The organism is Chryseobacterium sp. MMO-72 (assembly GCF_037146035.1).
GTDB classification, from domain to species: domain Bacteria; phylum Bacteroidota; class Bacteroidia; order Flavobacteriales; family Weeksellaceae; genus Chryseobacterium; species Chryseobacterium indicum.
Map to the genome: position 1 here is coordinate 1 of NZ_JBBCWG010000010.1, position 17,579 is coordinate 17,579.

The 17,579-nt window shown below is 37.4% G+C and carries 12 protein-coding genes; 9 read left to right on the plus strand and 3 right to left on the minus strand.

Annotation, left to right across the window (positions count from 1 at the left end; all coding sequences use genetic code 11):
• Window positions 1–140: 140 nt before the first annotated feature.
• Window positions 141–1,346, minus strand: a complete 1,206-nt coding sequence (locus tag WFH39_RS13730) for an NAD(P)/FAD-dependent oxidoreductase (RefSeq protein WP_336690335.1) — start codon at window positions 1,344–1,346, stop codon at window positions 141–143.
• 111 nt (window positions 1,347–1,457) lie between these two features.
• Between WFH39_RS13730 and WFH39_RS13735 the strand changes: the two genes are divergently transcribed.
• Complete coding sequence (locus tag WFH39_RS13735; protein ID WP_336690336.1) at window positions 1,458–1,838, plus strand: STAS/SEC14 domain-containing protein; 381 nt, start codon at window positions 1,458–1,460, stop codon at window positions 1,836–1,838.
• A 173-nt stretch (window positions 1,839–2,011) separates the two neighbouring features.
• Window positions 2,012–2,356, plus strand: coding sequence for a mannan-binding lectin (locus tag WFH39_RS13740; protein ID WP_185205086.1), 345 nt, complete (start codon window positions 2,012–2,014; stop codon window positions 2,354–2,356).
• A 53-nt stretch (window positions 2,357–2,409) separates the two neighbouring features.
• On the opposite strand, the gene WFH39_RS13745 is transcribed toward WFH39_RS13740, so the two are convergent.
• Window positions 2,410–3,612, minus strand: a complete 1,203-nt coding sequence (locus WFH39_RS13745; RefSeq protein WP_336690337.1) for an MFS transporter — start codon at window positions 3,610–3,612, stop codon at window positions 2,410–2,412.
• A 169-nt stretch (window positions 3,613–3,781) separates the two neighbouring features.
• Between WFH39_RS13745 and WFH39_RS13750 the strand changes: the two genes are divergently transcribed.
• Entirely contained in the window at window positions 3,782–4,645 is an 864-nt protein-coding gene (locus WFH39_RS13750; protein ID WP_336690338.1) for an AraC family transcriptional regulator, read from the plus strand.
• Window positions 4,646–4,861: 216 nt separating this feature from the next.
• Here the strand turns inward: WFH39_RS13750 and WFH39_RS13755 are convergent, their stop codons facing one another.
• Window positions 4,862–5,338 carry a DUF7832 domain-containing protein gene (locus WFH39_RS13755; protein WP_336690339.1) on the minus strand — a complete coding sequence of 159 codons (477 nt, stop codon included), beginning with the start codon at window positions 5,336–5,338 and terminating at the stop codon, window positions 4,862–4,864.
• A gap of 111 nt (window positions 5,339–5,449) precedes the next feature.
• On the opposite strand from WFH39_RS13755, the gene WFH39_RS13760 reads away from it, so the two are divergent.
• The 6 genes from WFH39_RS13760 (at window position 5,450) to WFH39_RS13785 (ending at window position 17,512) form a co-directional block, all read left to right on the plus strand.
• Window positions 5,450–6,703, plus strand: coding sequence for a CinA family nicotinamide mononucleotide deamidase-related protein (locus tag WFH39_RS13760; protein WP_336690340.1), 1,254 nt, complete (start codon window positions 5,450–5,452; stop codon window positions 6,701–6,703).
• 84 nt (window positions 6,704–6,787) lie between these two features.
• Window positions 6,788–10,186, plus strand: a complete 3,399-nt coding sequence (locus WFH39_RS13765; RefSeq protein WP_336690341.1) for a polysaccharide deacetylase family protein — start codon at window positions 6,788–6,790, stop codon at window positions 10,184–10,186.
• 323 nt (window positions 10,187–10,509) lie between these two features.
• Window positions 10,510–12,537: a M13 family metallopeptidase gene (locus WFH39_RS13770; RefSeq protein ID WP_336690342.1), complete on the plus strand. Its 2,028-nt coding sequence runs from the start codon at window positions 10,510–10,512 to the stop codon at window positions 12,535–12,537.
• Between the two features lie 787 nt (window positions 12,538–13,324).
• Window positions 13,325–15,424, plus strand: a complete 2,100-nt coding sequence (locus tag WFH39_RS13775; protein WP_336690343.1) for a M13 family metallopeptidase — start codon at window positions 13,325–13,327, stop codon at window positions 15,422–15,424.
• A 156-nt stretch (window positions 15,425–15,580) separates the two neighbouring features.
• Window positions 15,581–16,129: a type VI secretion system contractile sheath small subunit gene (locus WFH39_RS13780; protein ID WP_108411409.1), complete on the plus strand. Its 549-nt coding sequence runs from the start codon at window positions 15,581–15,583 to the stop codon at window positions 16,127–16,129.
• 21 nt (window positions 16,130–16,150) lie between these two features.
• A complete protein-coding gene (locus WFH39_RS13785) occupies window positions 16,151–17,512 on the plus strand; it encodes a DUF5458 family protein (RefSeq protein ID WP_336690344.1) in 1,362 nt (453 codons plus the stop codon).
• Window positions 17,513–17,579 lie beyond the last annotated feature (67 nt).

Sequence of the window (17,579 nt, forward strand, 5' to 3'; positions counted from 1 at the left end):
TTCATTTAATACTATTGTTTGTTACCCATGTCCCGCCACTTTTTTTTTTGTGGGGGGCGCCCGGGGAAAAATATGGGGTTTTTTTTTTTTTGTTGGCGGCGGCGGCCCCCCCCCCCCCGAAACCATGAAAACTTCAGAAATCATCTTCCAAATTGAAAATACTTCGAAAGCAGATGCTTTTTACCTTTCATGAATAGAGAAGCCATTTCCATTCCCGTCACAGAAAACGTAATTCCGTTTCCTCCGAAACCAAGAACAAAATAAGAATTTTTAAAATCTTTATGTGTTCCGATGTAAGGCAGCCCGTCCTTAGTTTCGCCAAAAGTTCCTGCCCAGACAAAATCTGTGTAGAAATGATAGTCGGGCTTTATCTTCTTCAATGTTTTTAAAATCTCCTTTTCTTTTTTATTTAAAAGAGAATCACGTTTTTTAGCATCATAAAAATCTTCGTCACCACCGCCGATCAGCATTCTTCCGTCATCCGTTGTCCGCATATACATATAAGGTTCATCGGTATTCCAGACCAGAGTATTGCTGATGTTTTTAAATTTTTTCTTATCAATTTCAGAAACAATGGCATAGGTGCTTTTTAAATTCACAAAATGTTCTTTGATAAGATTTTTACTTTCATAACCGATGCAGTAGATCACTTTTTTAGCCCTTATTTTAAAACCCGAATCAGCCGTTACTGTATTAAAACCTCTGAAATATTCAATACTGATCATTTCTGTTTTATCAAAAATTTTTAATCCTTTGCTTACATTCAGTTTAAACAGTTCGTGGGCAAATTTAAAAGCATCAATACTGGCTCCCTGTTCAGATACAATTCCGCCAAAAGTATTTTCGAATCCCGACTGTTCTAAAACCTCATCACTTTCAAGCCATTTTACATTGAATCCGGCATTTTTTCTCGCTTCATATTCTTTTTTCAGCCATACTGTATCTTTCTTCTTTGAAGCAAAATACAGCGATTTTTTTCTTTTAAATCCAGAATCCGACTTAATTTCATAGGTTAATTTTTCAAGCTTATCAATGGAATCCGAACATGCCTTATAACTTGCTACAGCTCCCTTTTTTCCTATTTTTTCAATAAGTTCATAAAGAGGAACATCAATTTCATACTGCAGCATTGAAGTTGTTGCAGAAGTACTCCCGTTGCAGATCTCACGCTTATCGATAAGAATCGTTTTATACCCGTCGGAAATCATCTGATGGGCAATCAGGCTTCCGGTAATTCCACCGCCGATAATCAGCACATCACATTCTTCATCAGATTTCAATGAAGGATAGGAAGCAACTAATCCGTTTTTTAAAAGCCAGAAAGGTTCGTTAGATTTAAGATCCATCTTATTATTTTTTTCTAAATTAACAATAATTACACCTTTTATTCATTTAACATTAATATTGGTTTAATATTTGTTTTCACCGTTCCATCAAACCACATTAAAAATAAAAATATGATAACGATTATTCCAGAGGCTCCGGAAAATGTTGCAGCATTTAACGCAACAGGAGAAGTGACGAAAGAGGACTTTGAAAATCTTGTTTTTCCAAGAGTGAAAGCAAAGATTGAGCAGTTTGGAGAGCTGAATTATCTGATGTATCTTGACACAGATCTGGATAATTTTACAGCCGGTGCATGGCTGGAAGACGCTCTTCTCGGATTGAAGAATCTTACCAAATGGAACAGGGCTGCAATTCTAACGGACAATCAGCATGTACAGAATTTCACAGAAATTTTCAGTGTACTGATGCCGGGAGAATTCAAATCCTTCCCGAAAGGTAACCTTTACAATGCGTTGTACTGGTGCAAAAACGGGAATGAAGTAGAAGCGTAATCTGCTTATTATAAAAACAACGGAGGGCTGTCTTTTAAGGCAGTCTTTTTTATTTTTCAGAAATCAGATTTTAAGTATAAATACTTAATAATCAATTTGGTATATTCTATTTGAAATATTTCTCATTATTGTGACTACATTTGTAATGTTAAACAAACAAAAAACTAAAAATCATGTCAACATTCAAAATCAACATCATTGCGGGACCACTTTGGAGCAATGACGAAGCACAAAAATTAGGCGGACGAATTGCAGCCGCACATTTAGGAAAATTTACAGGACAATGGTCTACCATTGTGGAAGGACAGATGAGCGTTATCGAAGTTGAGCTTAATACTCAGCCTACAGGAGACTCAGAGTATACTTTAGATGTTTTGGCCGGTCCAATCTGGAGCGACGAAGATGCTAAAGAAGTTTGCCCATCTATCTGTGCGTCTTACGGAGGAACATGGAACGGACAATGGACTACTGTTGTAGAAGGTAAAATGAGCGTTTGCGGATGCACATTTAAATTCTAAAAAGTTTAAAAATTATGAAAATCGGCAGTTTCCTCCGGAAACTGCCGATTCTTTTATTGTTCGCAGGAAATACATTCGGTTGTTATTTCTTTTTCTTCAGCTTTTTCCAGGCTGTATAATTGTTTATATCTGAAGGCAATAATAAGCCCTATTAACGTCATTCCAACACCTACCAAAGAAGGATAATTGAAAGAATAACCATTTTCTAAAGGAATACCTCCCAAAAATGCTCCCAAGGCATTCGCACAGTTAAATCCGGCCTGCATAAAAGCGGCAGCCATCATCTCGCTTTTAGGTGCGGCTTTCATCATCATAATATTAATGGGTGCAGCAACCGACATCGACAGTGCGCCACAAACAAAAGTTAGTACTAATGATATGTTTTGATATTCTGAAAGGAAAAATACTCCCACTAAAGAACTCATCATTAAGAAAAGTAATAAAACACAGGTCTTTTCAGGGCTCAGTCTGTCAGATAAATATCCGCCGACTAAATTTCCTACAACCATTCCGGCTCCGGCGAGAATCATCACATATGCCATCTGATTTTCTTTAATCCCCGAAACAATAGTCATTAAAGGTGTAATATAACTGAACCAGGTAAATAATCCTCCAAAACCAATCGCAGTAATCATTAAAACCATCCATGACTGCTTTTTCTTCAAAAACTTCATTTCTTCCATGAAGTGAGTGTCTTCATTGGTTTCAAGTATCGGAAGCCAGAGTTTTAAAAATAATAAGGCAAATAACCCGATCACAGCAACAATGGCGAAATACCATCTCCAGTGAAATGCATGACCGATATACGTTACCAGCGGAACCATCGCGAGATTTGCAATCGTAAGTCCTGTAAACATCAGCGATATATAGAACGCTTCTTTACCTTTTGCCGCTAATCTCGTGGCAACCACTGTTCCCACTCCAAAAAATGCTCCATGCGGAAGTCCGGAAAGGAAACGGATAATCATCATCGTATTATAATCGGGAGCAATTGCTGATAATGCATTGAACAGAGTGAAGATCATCATCAAAACAATCAGCACTTTTTTAGGTGGAAACTTTACAGAATATCCAATAAGGATCGGTGCTCCCACAACTACTCCAAAAGCATAAGCAGAGATGAGATGTCCGGCTTCAGGAATACTGATCTGCAGACTTTTTGCAATATCGGGAAGCAAGCCCATTATAGTAAACTCGGTGGTTCCGATTCCCAGACCTCCGATGGCGAGCGGTATTATTCTTTTATCAATCTTCATTGTAATTCCTTTAACTGTAATTTTTTTGGGTAACTAATTCACGATCTCTTTCGAAAGTGCAAAATTCGATAGAAAAAATCATTTATACTTTAACAGTAATGACTCATATTTGCTCTGTATTAACTTTTTTAATTAATTTTGAATTGAATATTAATCAAAAGAGAACATAATGAAAATTCAGAAAGAAAATATTGAATTTGAAGACGGAAAATCTTTTAAGCTGTTTTCACCATCCCTTAAAAACTGTTTCTACTGGCATTATCATCCGGAAATCGAGCTTGTATATGTAGAAGCCTGCAACGGAATCCGCCATGTCGGTAAAAATATTTCAGATTTTAAAGACAGCGATCTGCTTTTAATAGGTTCTAATGTTCCTCATCTTAATTTTGATTATAAAATCCAGACCGAATGCAGACAGATGGTTTTGCAGATACGCGAAAATTTTCTTCAGGAATACATTATGCCCGTTCCTGAATTTGAAAACATTAAAAAACTGCTGGAACGGTCTTATCTGGGATTATCTTTTTCAGGGCAAACCAAAAAAACAGTCGTTGAAAAACTACACCAGATAAAAAAAGAAAATTCCTTTCATGCTTTTGTCGGGCTCATCGAAATTTTACAGATTCTTGCAGATTCCGAAGAAGTAAAAGAACTGAACAGCGAAGATACCCGCATCAAATGGTTTTTAAATGATAAAATCCGGATGGGAACTATTTACGATTATATTCATGAAAATTATGATCAGAACCCAAATGTAAATATTATCGCAGAAAATGTGAACTTAAGTACTCCCGCATTCTGCCGCTATTTTAAAAAACAGACCAATATGACGTTTACAGATTTTGTAAACAATTACAGGATTAATCAGGCAAAACTTTTATTGCTGCAAAATAACGGTGTTACAGAAGTCTGTTTTCAGGTAGGTTTTGAAAGTCTTTCTTATTTTAATAAATTATTCAAAAAATACATCGGAGAAACGCCTTCCGCTTTCAAGAAAAAACACTTGAGCAGAGTTGAAAGTAGTACAGTTTAAAACTAAGTTTAAACTCATTTTAAATGTAACCGTAAAAGATACAAAAAACTTTATTGGATTTATTTAAATTAAAGTCTGCAAAGAGAAAAAATCTTTGATTTTTTTTAACTTATGTGCTCTTTTTCCCACTTAAGTATTCCACTTAAACTACTAAAGTGTTACAATCTTTTGCATCTTTTGCGGTAAAAAAGTTAGACAAGTTTACTGATATTTATTTTAAACCAATCCTTTATATTCTTTCCACTCTTCAAAACGATAATCGATAACCTGTTTCATCAGATCATAATTTTCGTACGTATCTTCGATGTGATAAAAGGTTTCGTATTCGTAATCATTCTCTTCCGCTTTTGTATCGAACAGATTCACATAATCATCTGCAAAAGAGCTGAACCGGTTTCCAAAATCTGTGTCGTCTTTATAATAATCCTTCGCGAAAGCATTTCCTGTTTCGTTCAGATCATATTCAGAAAATTTTCCGTCCATGAAATCCATGATGAATTCAGCGCCCGTAATTTCTCTTCTTTTTATGCTTTGAATATCTTCTTCATGATCTTCTTTAAATTCTTCTGAGATGAAGTTATTATTGATACACCAGTTCAGAAACATTCCGGTGTGTGTTGCTCCGTTTTTTATTGGAAGTTCTTCAGGAAAATCGCTGCCGTAATGCCATGAAGCATCATCATATTTAGACATATTGAATGATAGTTTTAAACAATTTTATCCAAAAATAGAAAAAATCAATTTATATTGTCCGTCACAGGGAAATTTCCGTCATTTGTAAAGAAATTTTTTTCTACCTATTATATGAAAAATGCCGTTCTGATCACTATTGGTGACGAAATCCTTTCAGGAAGTACCGTAGACACCAATTCTAACTTTATTGCTGCCGAACTGAAAAATATTGGGATAAAAGTGGTACAGATTTTTACCATTTCAGACCAGATTGAAACCATTAAAAAGACCATCTCTTCTGCGTTTGAGCTGGGAGATATCATCATTACGACCGGAGGTTTAGGTCCTACAAGAGACGATAAAACCAAAAAAGCCATTGCCGAATTTTTTAATGATGAAATCGCTCTGGATGAAGAAACTTTTGCCCATCTTAAGGCGTACATGGAAAGACGCGGAAGAACAGAAATTCTTGAAAGAAACCGCGAGCAGGCTTTTGTTCCTACAAAATCCAAAGTATTCCAGAACCATTTCGGAACTGCGCCCTGTATGATGATGGAAGAGAACGGAAAACTCCTTTTCAGTCTTCCCGGAGTTCCTTATGAAGTAAAACCTTTAATTAAAGATCAGATTGTTCCTTATTTAAAAGATAAATTCAGTCTGCATTATCTTTCCACGAGAATTGTTTCCGTAGTCGGAATTCCGGAAAGTATTCTTGCAGATACAATTGAAAACTGGGAGCTTGCCCTGCCGGAAAATCTTTCTTTATCCTATCTTCCTGTAGGAACCCGTGTAAAACTGAGACTTACTGCAAGCGGAGAAGATGAAAACATTCTGAAACAGCAACTTGAGGAAGAAATTAAGAAACTCCTTCCTTTAGTGAAAGATCATGTGATCGCCACTTCGCAGGATAGAATAGAAAAAATCCTTGCCGATATTTTAACAGAGAAAAAGCTGACACTTTCTACTGCCGAAAGCTGTACCGGAGGCGAACTCGCAAAAATGATTACTTCTGTTTCAGGAAGTTCGAAATATTTCCTCGGCGGAATTGTTTCTTATGCTACAGAAAAAAAGACCGATATTCTAAAAGTAAAAAAAGAAACCGTAGAAGAATTTACGGTTGTGAGCGAGCAGGTTGCGGCAGAAATGGCAGAAGGCTGTCAGCAATTATTTCATACAGATATTTCTTTGTCTACAACCGGAGTTGCAGGTCCCGGAAAAGGGGAGGACGGAAAAGAGGTCGGAACTGTTTTTTACACCATAAGAATCCACGATAAGGAAGTGACTTCAAGATTATATATACCACATCTGGAAAGACAGGATTTCATGCATTTTGTTTCGCAGAAAGTTATTCAGGATTTGGTAGCTGTCTTGGTAAACAATCAGTAATCTTATAAATTTTTAATTTTTTTTTAATTAATTCTGTATAGGTTTTTCACGGTTTTTGACGTTAGTGAGAAAAATATCAAAATCGTGGAAAACTCAAAGCAGATTTTTCAGACCGACAGTAAAAAACGCTGGAGAAACGTTCAGTGGGGAAGCCGGATTTTTATCTTCGTAGCCATCCTGCTTTTTCTGGCATTAGGTCTTATGATGAAATTGGACAGAAGTCCCAAAATTCCCTTTAAAGAAGATTACAAAGCGGTTATAACAGCAAACAGACCTTATCTTCAGGAGAACAAAATTTCTAAAGAATATAAAGGATTCCGAAGTTTCATTTCCGAAAAAACAATGCACACCAACCTTGCTAAAATTGAAAAAGCAAGAGCCGAAAGACTTAAAAACCAAAACAGAAACTGGGTGCAGTTTCCGGGCGGAATACGTTCTGCATTTTATGTGGCATGGGACCCGCAGTCCTTAATGTCTTTAAAAAGAAATATCAGACACATCAATCTTGTTTTTCCTGAATGGTTTTTCCTTGATCCGAAAACCGGTGATCTTAAAACCAATGTAGATCCTGCCGGTTATAAAGTTATTAAAAGAACAGGAGTTGCGGCAATGCCGATTCTCAGTAATAATTTTGAACAGGAATTTCATTCTGAAGGACTGGGGAAAGTGTTGAAAGATCCTAAAAAAAGAACCCAGCTTATTCAAAAATTAACGCTTCAATGCCAGAAACTCAATTTCAAAGGAATCAATATCGACTTTGAAGATATGAATCTGGATTCTGATGAAAACCTGATCGCTTTTATGAAAGAGCTTTCCGAAACATTTAAGCAGAATAAATTATTGGTTTCCATGGATATCATGACGGATAATGACGATTACAATATCCAGAGACTGAATCCTTACGTAGATTATTTTGTATTAATGGCGTATGATGAATATGCACTGGACAGTGACGCGGGACCTGTTTCTTCTCAGAAATGGATCGAAGCACAAACCGGAAAAATTCTGGCAAAAACTTCACCGAATAAAATTATTTTAGGATTGGGAGCTTATGGCTACGACTGGAGTACAGACAAGGAGCAGAATGTTTCCGTAACGTATATGCAGGCGATTACCAAAGCGAGTGCAAGTAAAGCGAGCATTAATTTCGACGACAATACTTTTAACTTAAATTACTCTTACACAGATTCAAAAAACAATACACATACCGTATTTTTTAACGATGCTGCTTCTATTTTTAATACGATGCGTTTCTCTGCCGAATATCCTCTTGCCGGAACAGCGCTCTGGAGACTGGGAAGTGAAGACAGCCGCATCTGGAACTTTTACGATAGAGATCTTACGTTTGCAGGTTTATCAAAATTAAATTTAAAAAGTCTTGAAAATGTAAAAGGTCAGACCATGGTCGATTACATTGGTGACGGCGAAGTTTTGGACGTTCTGAATACGCCTCATGACGGAAAAATTGCCCTTGAGATTGATCCGAAAGAAAAAATCATCACCGATGAAAATTATGTAACCTACCCAAGTTCTTACGAAGTTAAAAAATATGGAGAGGCTCCACAGAAAGAACTGGTATTAACTTTTGATGACGGTCCTGATGAAACCTACACTCCGCAGGTTTTAGACGTATTGTCAAAATACCACGTTCCGGCCGCCTTCTTTTTGGTGGGATTAAATGCAGAAAAAAACCTTCCTTTGGTTAAAAGAATTTACAGAGAAGGACATGAAATCGGAAACCATACCTTTACCCATGAAAATGTGGCTAAAGTAAGTCCACAAAGAGCCCTGTTGGAAATGAAACTCACCAGACTGCTCATCGAATGTATCACAGGACACAGTACCATTCTTTTCAGAGCACCTTACAATGCGGACTCAGAGCCTACAACTTCCGAAGAAATTATACCTGTTGCATTGGCAAGACAGCAGAATTACCTTGATATTGGCGAAAACATCGATCCCGAAGACTGGCAGCCGGGAATAAAAGCCGATGAAATTGTAAAACGTGTTTTGGCTGGTGTAAAAGCCGAACGCGGAAACATCGTCCTCCTTCACGATGCAGGAGGTGAAACCCGCGAAGAAACCGTAAAAGCTTTGAAAGTTTTAATCCCGACTTTACAAAAACAAGGCTATCATTTCACTAATCTTGCCAGTATTCTGCATAAAAACAAAGCAGAACTTATGCCTTCTGTTCCAAAAACAAGAGCCTATTACGTAATGCAGCTTAATCTTCTTTTGGCAACCATTATTTACGGAATCAGTCATTTTTTAGTGGCATTGTTTACCATTTTTATCGCATTAGGACTCATCAGATTGCTTATTATGTTATTCTGGGCGTTTAAAGAACGTCGAAAAGAGAAAAAATCGGGAGAATTTCCTGTTTTGGAATCTTACCCGAAGGTTTCAATTATTGTTCCTGCGTACAATGAAGAAGTCAACATTGTGTCATCATTAAACAATCTGTTAAAACAGACCTATCCCAATTTCAATATTATTCTGGTAGACGACGGAAGCAAAGATTCGACCTACGAAAAAGCAAAAGAAGCCTTTTTTGAGCATCCGAAACTGAAGATTTTCAGCAAAACCAATGGCGGCAAAGCAACCGCTCTGAACTTCGGGATCTCCCAAACCGATGCAGAATATGTGGTCTGCATAGATGCCGATACAAAACTCGAAAAAGATGCCGTAAAATATTTAATTGCAAGATTTTTAAACTCAAATCCACATGAAAAAATTGCTGCCGTGGCTGGAAATGTAAAAGTGGGAAATACCGTAAACTGGCTTACAAAATGGCAGTCCATTGAATATACAACCAGTCAGAATTTTGATCGTTTAGCGTATGCGAATATTAATGCGATTACGGTAATTCCCGGTGCCATCGGAGCATTCAGAAAATCTGTAATTGAAGAAGTTGGCGGATATTCTTCCGACACTTTGGCCGAAGACTGCGATATTACGGTTAAAATATTAAGAGAAGGGTACACCGTTGCTAACGAAAACCGTGCAGTTGCCGTAACAGAAGCTCCGGAAAGCGTAAAACAGTTTTTAAAACAACGTTTCAGATGGACGTACGGGATCATGCAGATGTTCTGGAAACAGAGACAGACTTTCCTTAACCCGAAATACAAAGGTTTAGGACTCTGGGCAATGCCGAATATTTTACTCTTTCAGTACATTATTCCGTTCTTCTCACCGCTTGCCGATCTTATCATGTTTTTTGGAATTTTATCAGGAAATGGAGGAAAAATATTCAGTTACTATTTAATTTTCCTTTTGGTGGATGCATCGCTGGCTTTTATTGCATTCATCATGCAGAGAGAGAAATTGGTAAACCTGCTGTATGTGATTCCTCAGCGTTTCGGATATCGCTGGCTGATGTATATTGTACTGTTCAAAAGCCTCCGAAAAGCACTGAAAGGCGAAATGCAGACCTGGGGATTTCTAAAACGTACCGGAAACGTAAAAGAAATTGCAACGTCTTAAATTTAGGATTGTAAAAAAGTTGTCTTTCGAAATTAAGTGAAACGCCTTTGTTTATCTTAAATTTTTTAAACAGAGTTTTTAATAATTCCTTGTCTGGCATTGCGTTTAAATTATCGCAAGGGTAAACAACGTTTAATATTAAATTACCTAACTAAAGATAGACAAAGGCGTTTCACTTAATTTCGAAAGACAAAGATTGATAAGAAGAGATTTTCAAATTAAAAATTAAAATATAAACAGATCTTAATATTTAATTAAATTTGTTTTCATAAAAAGTAACGAAATAAAAAAAAGTTACACTTATTGTAAAAATTGTAATTATAATGAAAAAATTAACGCTTTCTCTGCTTTTATTAGGAGGAATTTGTTCACAGACCGTGAACGCTCAGGCGACAGACAAAGTTTTAGACCTTAGCTTGATGGATAAATCAGTACGTCCTCAAGATGATTTTTATAACTATGTAAGTGGAACATGGATGAAAACTGCCAAAATTCCTTCCGATAAACCAACTTGGGGAAGTTTCAACAAACTGGCTGAAGATACAGACAACAACTCCATGACGATTCTGAACTCTCTTCTGAAAGATAAATTTGCTGACGGAACAGAAGGAAAGAAAATTCAGGACTTGTACGCAACGTACATGAACATGGCAAAAAGAAATGCAGACGGTATCAAACCGATTCAGGCAAATCTTAATAAAATTGATGCCATTAAATCCGTTGGAGATCTTCAGAAATATTTAATCTCTGTAACCAAAGAAGGAGAAAACAACTTCTACGGATGGGGAGTAGATGCAGATCTTAAAGACTCTAAAATGAACGTCGTTTATCTTGGTGACGCATCTTTAGGTCTTGGAAGAGATTACTATCAGAAAGTAAACGAAAAAAACACAGAAGCTTTGGCAGAATATACAAAATATGTAGCTTCTATGTTAAAAGAACTAGGATATAAAAACGCTGATGCTGCCGCTAAAGGTATCGTAGATTACGAGAAAAGCATTGCAAAAACATATTTAACCAACGAGCAGAGCCGTGATAATACACTTCAGTACAATCCGCAAACAATGGCTCAGCTTTCAGCTTTGGTGAAAAATGTAGACCTTCCGGCTTATCTTAAAGCAGTTGGCGTAAATACAGATAAAGTAATTATCGGAGAATTAGGGTACTACAAGAATTTAGATAAATTCATCAATACGCAGAATCTTCCTGTGATTAAAGATTATCTTAAATTCCACATGATCCACGGAAGCGCGGCTTACCTAAGCGAAAAATTAGGTGATATGAGATTCGCTTTCTATGGCAAATATTTAAGAGGACAGCAGGAGCAGAGAGCTTTAAATAAGAGAGGTTACGAATTAATTAACGGATCTTTAGGAGAAGCATTCGGTAAACTATACGTTGAAAAATATTTCCCTGCGGAAGCGAAAGCACAGATGGTTGAACTGATCGATTACTTAAAGAAAAGTTTCGCGGTTCACATCAACGGATTAACGTGGATGTCTTCTACTACCAAGCAAAAAGCAATGGAAAAGCTGAATAAGTTCACTGTAAAAGTTGCGTATCCGGATAAATGGAAAGATTATTCTAAATTAACCATCACGCCGGAATCAAAAGGTGGAAATCTATATGCCAACCTTCAGAATATTGCAGAATGGCAGTACAACAAAGATTTAGCTAAAATCGGGAAACCGGTAGATAAAACAGAATGGGGAATGACACCGCAGACTGTAAATGCTTACTACAATCCGGTAAACAATGAAATCGTATTCCCTGCTGCAATTCTTCAGCCGCCTTTTTTCAATCCTAAAGCAGATGCTGCCGTGAATTTCGGTGGAATCGGTGCGGTTATCGGTCACGAAATGAGCCACGGATTTGATGATTCCGGGGCACAGTTCGATGCAGACGGAAACTTGGTAGACTGGTGGACTCCGGAAGATAAAGCCAACTTCGAAAAAGCAACAAAAGCTCTTGCAGCACAGTACGACAAATACGAACCAGTAAAAGGAACGTTTGTGAACGGAACCTTTACCAACGGAGAAAATATTGCAGATTTAGGAGGCGTAAACATCGCTTACGATGCTCTTCAGATGTATTTGAAAGACAAAGGAAATCCGGGAGTTATTAGCGGTTACACTCAGGATCAGAGATTCTTCCTGAGCTGGGCAACAGTCTGGAGAACTTTATCCAGCGAAAAATACATGATCAATCAGGTAAAAACAGACCCGCATTCTCCGGGATATTTCAGAAGTTTCGGTCCTTTAACCAATGTTGATGCTTTCTACAAAGCGTTTGATGTGAAAGAAGGAGACAAATTGTACAAAAAACCGGCAGAAAGAATTAAAATCTGGTAATCACAATTTTTAAATATAACCAAAACCGTTCAGCAGTGAACGGTTTTTTTGTTTTTTGGAGCTTTTTCGCGCTTTCCGCACTCGCTATTTTCTGGGATTCGGCGCGGCGGAGCCGCGCCGAATCCCAGAAAATGAGCTCAGACAAATGCTGCAATCACGGCTAGGATTTCAGTCATTTTTTTCCAGCATCAGAAAAATAGAATAGAAATTATCTCCAATTTAGAAATCCCTGTATCATTTGCTGAGTGAAGCGCCGTTGCGAACAAAAAATACCTACTACAATGCAAAACAAAACTTAGCGAACATCGCGTTAAAATCAATAAAAATAGATTTCTCCTAAAATTAAAGAACCAAATAATCTAAGTTGCTGTCATTTGCTGAGTGAAGCGCCGTTGCGAACAAAAAATACCCGCTACAATGCAAAACAAAATCTAGCGAACATCGCGTTAGAATCAATAAAAATAGATTTCTCCTAAAATCAAAGAGCCGAATAATCTAGTTGCCATCATTTGCTGAGTGAAGCGCCGTTGCGAACAAGAATACCCACTACAATGCAAAACAAAACCTGGCGAACCTTTGCGTTTAAGAAGACTTATCCCGAACTCAGGTTATTTAAGAACTCTTTCGAACTTTGTGAGAAATACTAATACTCAGTCAATCAAAATCAAATAACAAAAATATCAAGTTCTTATTTACATCCTTTTCATCAATTATTATTTATCACTTATCATTTATAATCAAAATTCGTATATTTGGTAAGTTTGTGTAAAATCAAAAAATATCTTTAATGAAAAAGCTAAATATCGGGATACTTGCCTTTTTGGGTCTGGTATTCTTAAATTCTTGTGGTACAGCGAAAACGGGAGAAATTAAAAAACCTGAAACCATGAAAACGGTTGCTGTAGAGCCGGTGAAAAAAGAGGAAGTAAAAGAAGAAGGGATCAATCTGTCGTACATGGATAAAACTGTTCGTCCACAAGATGATTTTTTTAGCTATGTCAACGGAAATTGGGTAAAAACTACGCAGATTCCTTCAGATAAAGCAAGTTGGGGTTCTTTCAACGCACTCAGAGAAAATGTTGATGACGCTTCTTTAGATATCCTGAACAAAATCCTGTCAGAATCCTATCCTGCGGGCTCCGAAGGTCAGAAAATCCAGAATTTATACGCATCTTTTATGGATACCGGTAAAAGAAATTCAGAAGGACTGGCTCCGATCAAAGGAGATCTTGCAAAAATTGATGCCATTAAAAACATTAGCGATCTTCAGAAATATCTGCTTGAAGCAACAAAAGTAGGCGACAATTCTTTCTACGGATGGAGAGTAGGAGCAGACCTGAAAGATTCCAAAATGAATGCAGTCTATCTTGGCGGTCCCGATCTTGGACTGGGAAGAGATTACTATCAGAAAGTAAATGAAGCCAACACAAAAACATTAGCAGAATATCAAACCTATGTCGGAAAACTATTCGGTGTTTTAGGCTATAAAAATTCAGAAACTTCGGCAAAAAACGTAGTGGATTTCGAAAAACAGTTGGCAAACTATTTATTAACGCTTGAACAGAACAGAGATGCCAATTTAAGATACAACCCTAAAAACGTATCAGAATTGCCGGCTTTGGTTAAAAATATCAATCTTCCGAAATATCTGAAAGAAGCGGGAGTGAATACAGACAGAGTCATCATCGGCGAGCTGAAGTATTACCAGAATATGGATTCCTTCCTTACCCTGAAAAACCTTCCTTTACTGAAAGACTATCTGAAATACCACTTAATCAATGGAAATGCAAGCAATCTGGATGAAAATTTAGAACAGATCAGATTCGATTTCTATTCCAAATATCTTCAGGGACAGAAAGAACAGCGTCCGATGAACAAAAGAGGGCTTTCTTTGGTAAACAGCGTTCTGGGAGAAGCCTTTGGAAAATTGTATGTGGAGAAATATTTCACACCGGAAGCAAAAGCGCAGATGGAAATGTATATCGATTACATTTTAAAATCCTTCAAAACGCACATCAACGAGATGGACTGGATGTCTCCGGAAACAAAAGTAAAAGCACAGGAAAAATTATCAAAATTCACCGTGAAAATTGCTTATCCGGATAAATGGAAAGATTATACTCAATTAAAAGTAGAATCTCCGAAACAGGGAGCAACCTTATATTCCAATCTTCAGAATGTTTCAGCGTGGCAATATCAGAAAAATTTAGATAAAATAGGAAAACCGGTAGACCGAACAGAATGGGGAATGACGCCGCAAACCGTAAATGCTTATTACAGCGGATCAAACAACGAAATCGTTTTCCCTGCAGCCATTCTTCAGCCCCCTTTCTATAATCCAAAAGCCGATGCAGCCGTTAATTTCGGAGGAATCGGAGCCGTTATCGGTCACGAAATTTCTCACGGATTCGATGACAGCGGTTCAAGATTCGACGGAGACGGGAACCTAAATAACTGGTGGACCGATGCAGACCGTAAAAACTTTGACGCAAAAGTTGCTCAGTTGGCTGCACAATACAGCGCTTACGAGCCGGTAAAAGGAAGTTTCGTTAACGGAAAATTCACAAGTGGCGAAAACATCGGAGACTTGGGAGGAGTGGCAGTAGCTTACGATGCGCTTCAGATGTATCTTAAAGATCACGGAAATCCGGGATTAATCAGCGGATTTACACAGGATCAGAGATTCTTCATGAGCTGGGCAACAGTCTGGAGAACAAAATCCACAGATCAGTATATGACCAATCAGGTAAAAACAGATCCGCATTCGCCGGGAATTTTCAGAGCATTCGGTCCGTTGGTCAATCAGGATTCTTTCATCAAAGCATTCGACATCAAACCGGGAGACAAAATGTATAAAGCTCCGCAGGACAGAATAAAAATTTGGTAAGACAAGCCAAAAATTGTTAGAAATGAAAAACGCATCAGAAATGGTGCGTTTTTTATTTAATTTTTCATAGTTTAGTGACATCACAAAATATCAGTTTTTAGTTGATATTTAATTTAAAAAGTTAATATTTCAAGAAAAATCTTAACAAAATTTTGTATGTTACAGTTTTTTTTTAAATTTAAACATTGGATTGGTCAGCTATTTGATGCTGATAAAGACAATACACACCAACATCGAAAATCTCAAAATATTAATAATATGGCAATGTTTAATTATGGCGTTGGCGGAAACGAAGTAAAAGTAGACGCCAATGAAGCTATACAGCAGATTCAGGAGAATAAATCGCTGATAGTAAGCCAGCTTACAACCGACGAATCTTACGTCCCTGAAATTGTAACAGGATTAAAAACTGTGGACGACGTCTTCAAACATTTCCAGCCTTCTGTAAGCGTTCAGCACGAAACGGAGGACGGTAATGTAGTGGAAGAGGAATTCCGTTTTCAGAATCTCGCGGACTTTACCCCAAAAAATCTCACTCAGAAATCAGATTATCTGCAGCAATTAAGCATGGAGCAGGAACAGTACAACAAAATTGTTCGACAGCTTAAAACCAATAAAATTCTGCGTAATATGCTGGAAAACGATCAGACGAGAGCTGCCTTCGTAGAGGTATTGAAAGAAGTGGCACAGGAACTTGAAAAATAATCTAAAGACGTTACATTAATCATGGATAGTAAATTACAGGCAGCTGAAAACCAACCACAGGGGCATCAGCAACATGCAGGACAGCCGAAAAGTAATCCGCTTGCCGAACTCAATAAAATAGGAGGTTTTGGTTTTGTAGAATCTGTTGTAGACGGAATCGCAAACATGAATCCCACCAGAAAAGCCAGAAAGGAAATTTTCCTTAATGACAGCAATAAAGCAGATGAAAGAAAAGAACTTCTCCAGAAAATCAATCTTTGGATAAATCTTCTGGAAGGAAACGATTCTGCAGATAAGATGGCAGAAACATGCAAAGCTAAAGCGCAGGCTGCCGATCAGAATTTAAAGCTAAATCTTAAAAATACGCTTGATGCAGTCCGTCAACTGGAAACAAACTACAGAACGGTCGCTCAATTCTACAAAAATACCGAACTCGACAAAGTTGACAACGTAAGTATTGTTAATGCAAGTTTAGATCAGGTTTCAGATTTGGATAATCCTATATTTATCGATGCCATTGCAGAAGAATTTAAGAACTATTACGACCGTTTAGACCTTCGAGACAATTATTCTATTTTAGCAATTCCAGGATATTTGGGATCCAATAAAGTCATTGAAAAATGGGCAAAAATCTGTAACGAAAACAAAGTGATGATGGTGACGGATTTTGCGAATCTTGATAAACCAGACGATGTGGTGGATTTATTCCATTCTGCCAATCTTACAGGAGGTGAACTGCATAGAAGTAATGTCATCATGACTTGTAACTGGCTTGTTGGACGCGGAAAAGCTGAGGAAGTAGGAGAGGAGGAAAATGTAGAACTTCCGCCTTCAACTTCACTGGCAGGAAAAATTCATAAAACATTAATGTCTCAGGTGGCAGCAGGTAAAAAGCACGGAAACATCAATGAAGTGGACGCCGTAAAATTCGAACTGAAGAAAAGTGAAATTTCTCAGTTGGAAAAGATGGGGCTTGTTCCCATGGTGAACGAATACGGAAAAATTATGGCTTTCTCTGCAAAAACACTGTTTACAGGAGACAATATCGGACTTCAGACCTATTCCGTGGTTAGAGTATTCGATTACGTAACGAAAGTTCTGCTCGATTTCTTAAACAGAAGAGCTTTCGAAAACTGGAATGCAAGAAATGAAGATGATTTAAGAAAACAGATCGTAACCTTCCTTGACGGAATTAAAGGACCGGATAAACTTATCGAAAAATTCAAAATCGTCCGTTTCGAGCAGGATAAAGTGAATAAAGACAGAGTTTGGTTGGATATCCGTTTAACGCCTTATTTCCCTACAAAAAGTTTCGTTATCAAATTAGACGGACACAAAGGAGACGACGGAAACGAATGGGATGCTGAATATCTTCAGGATTAAATTAATCAAATTAAATATTAAAACCGATGCAATTTTTCATCGGTTTTTTTCTACCAAATCGTTAAAA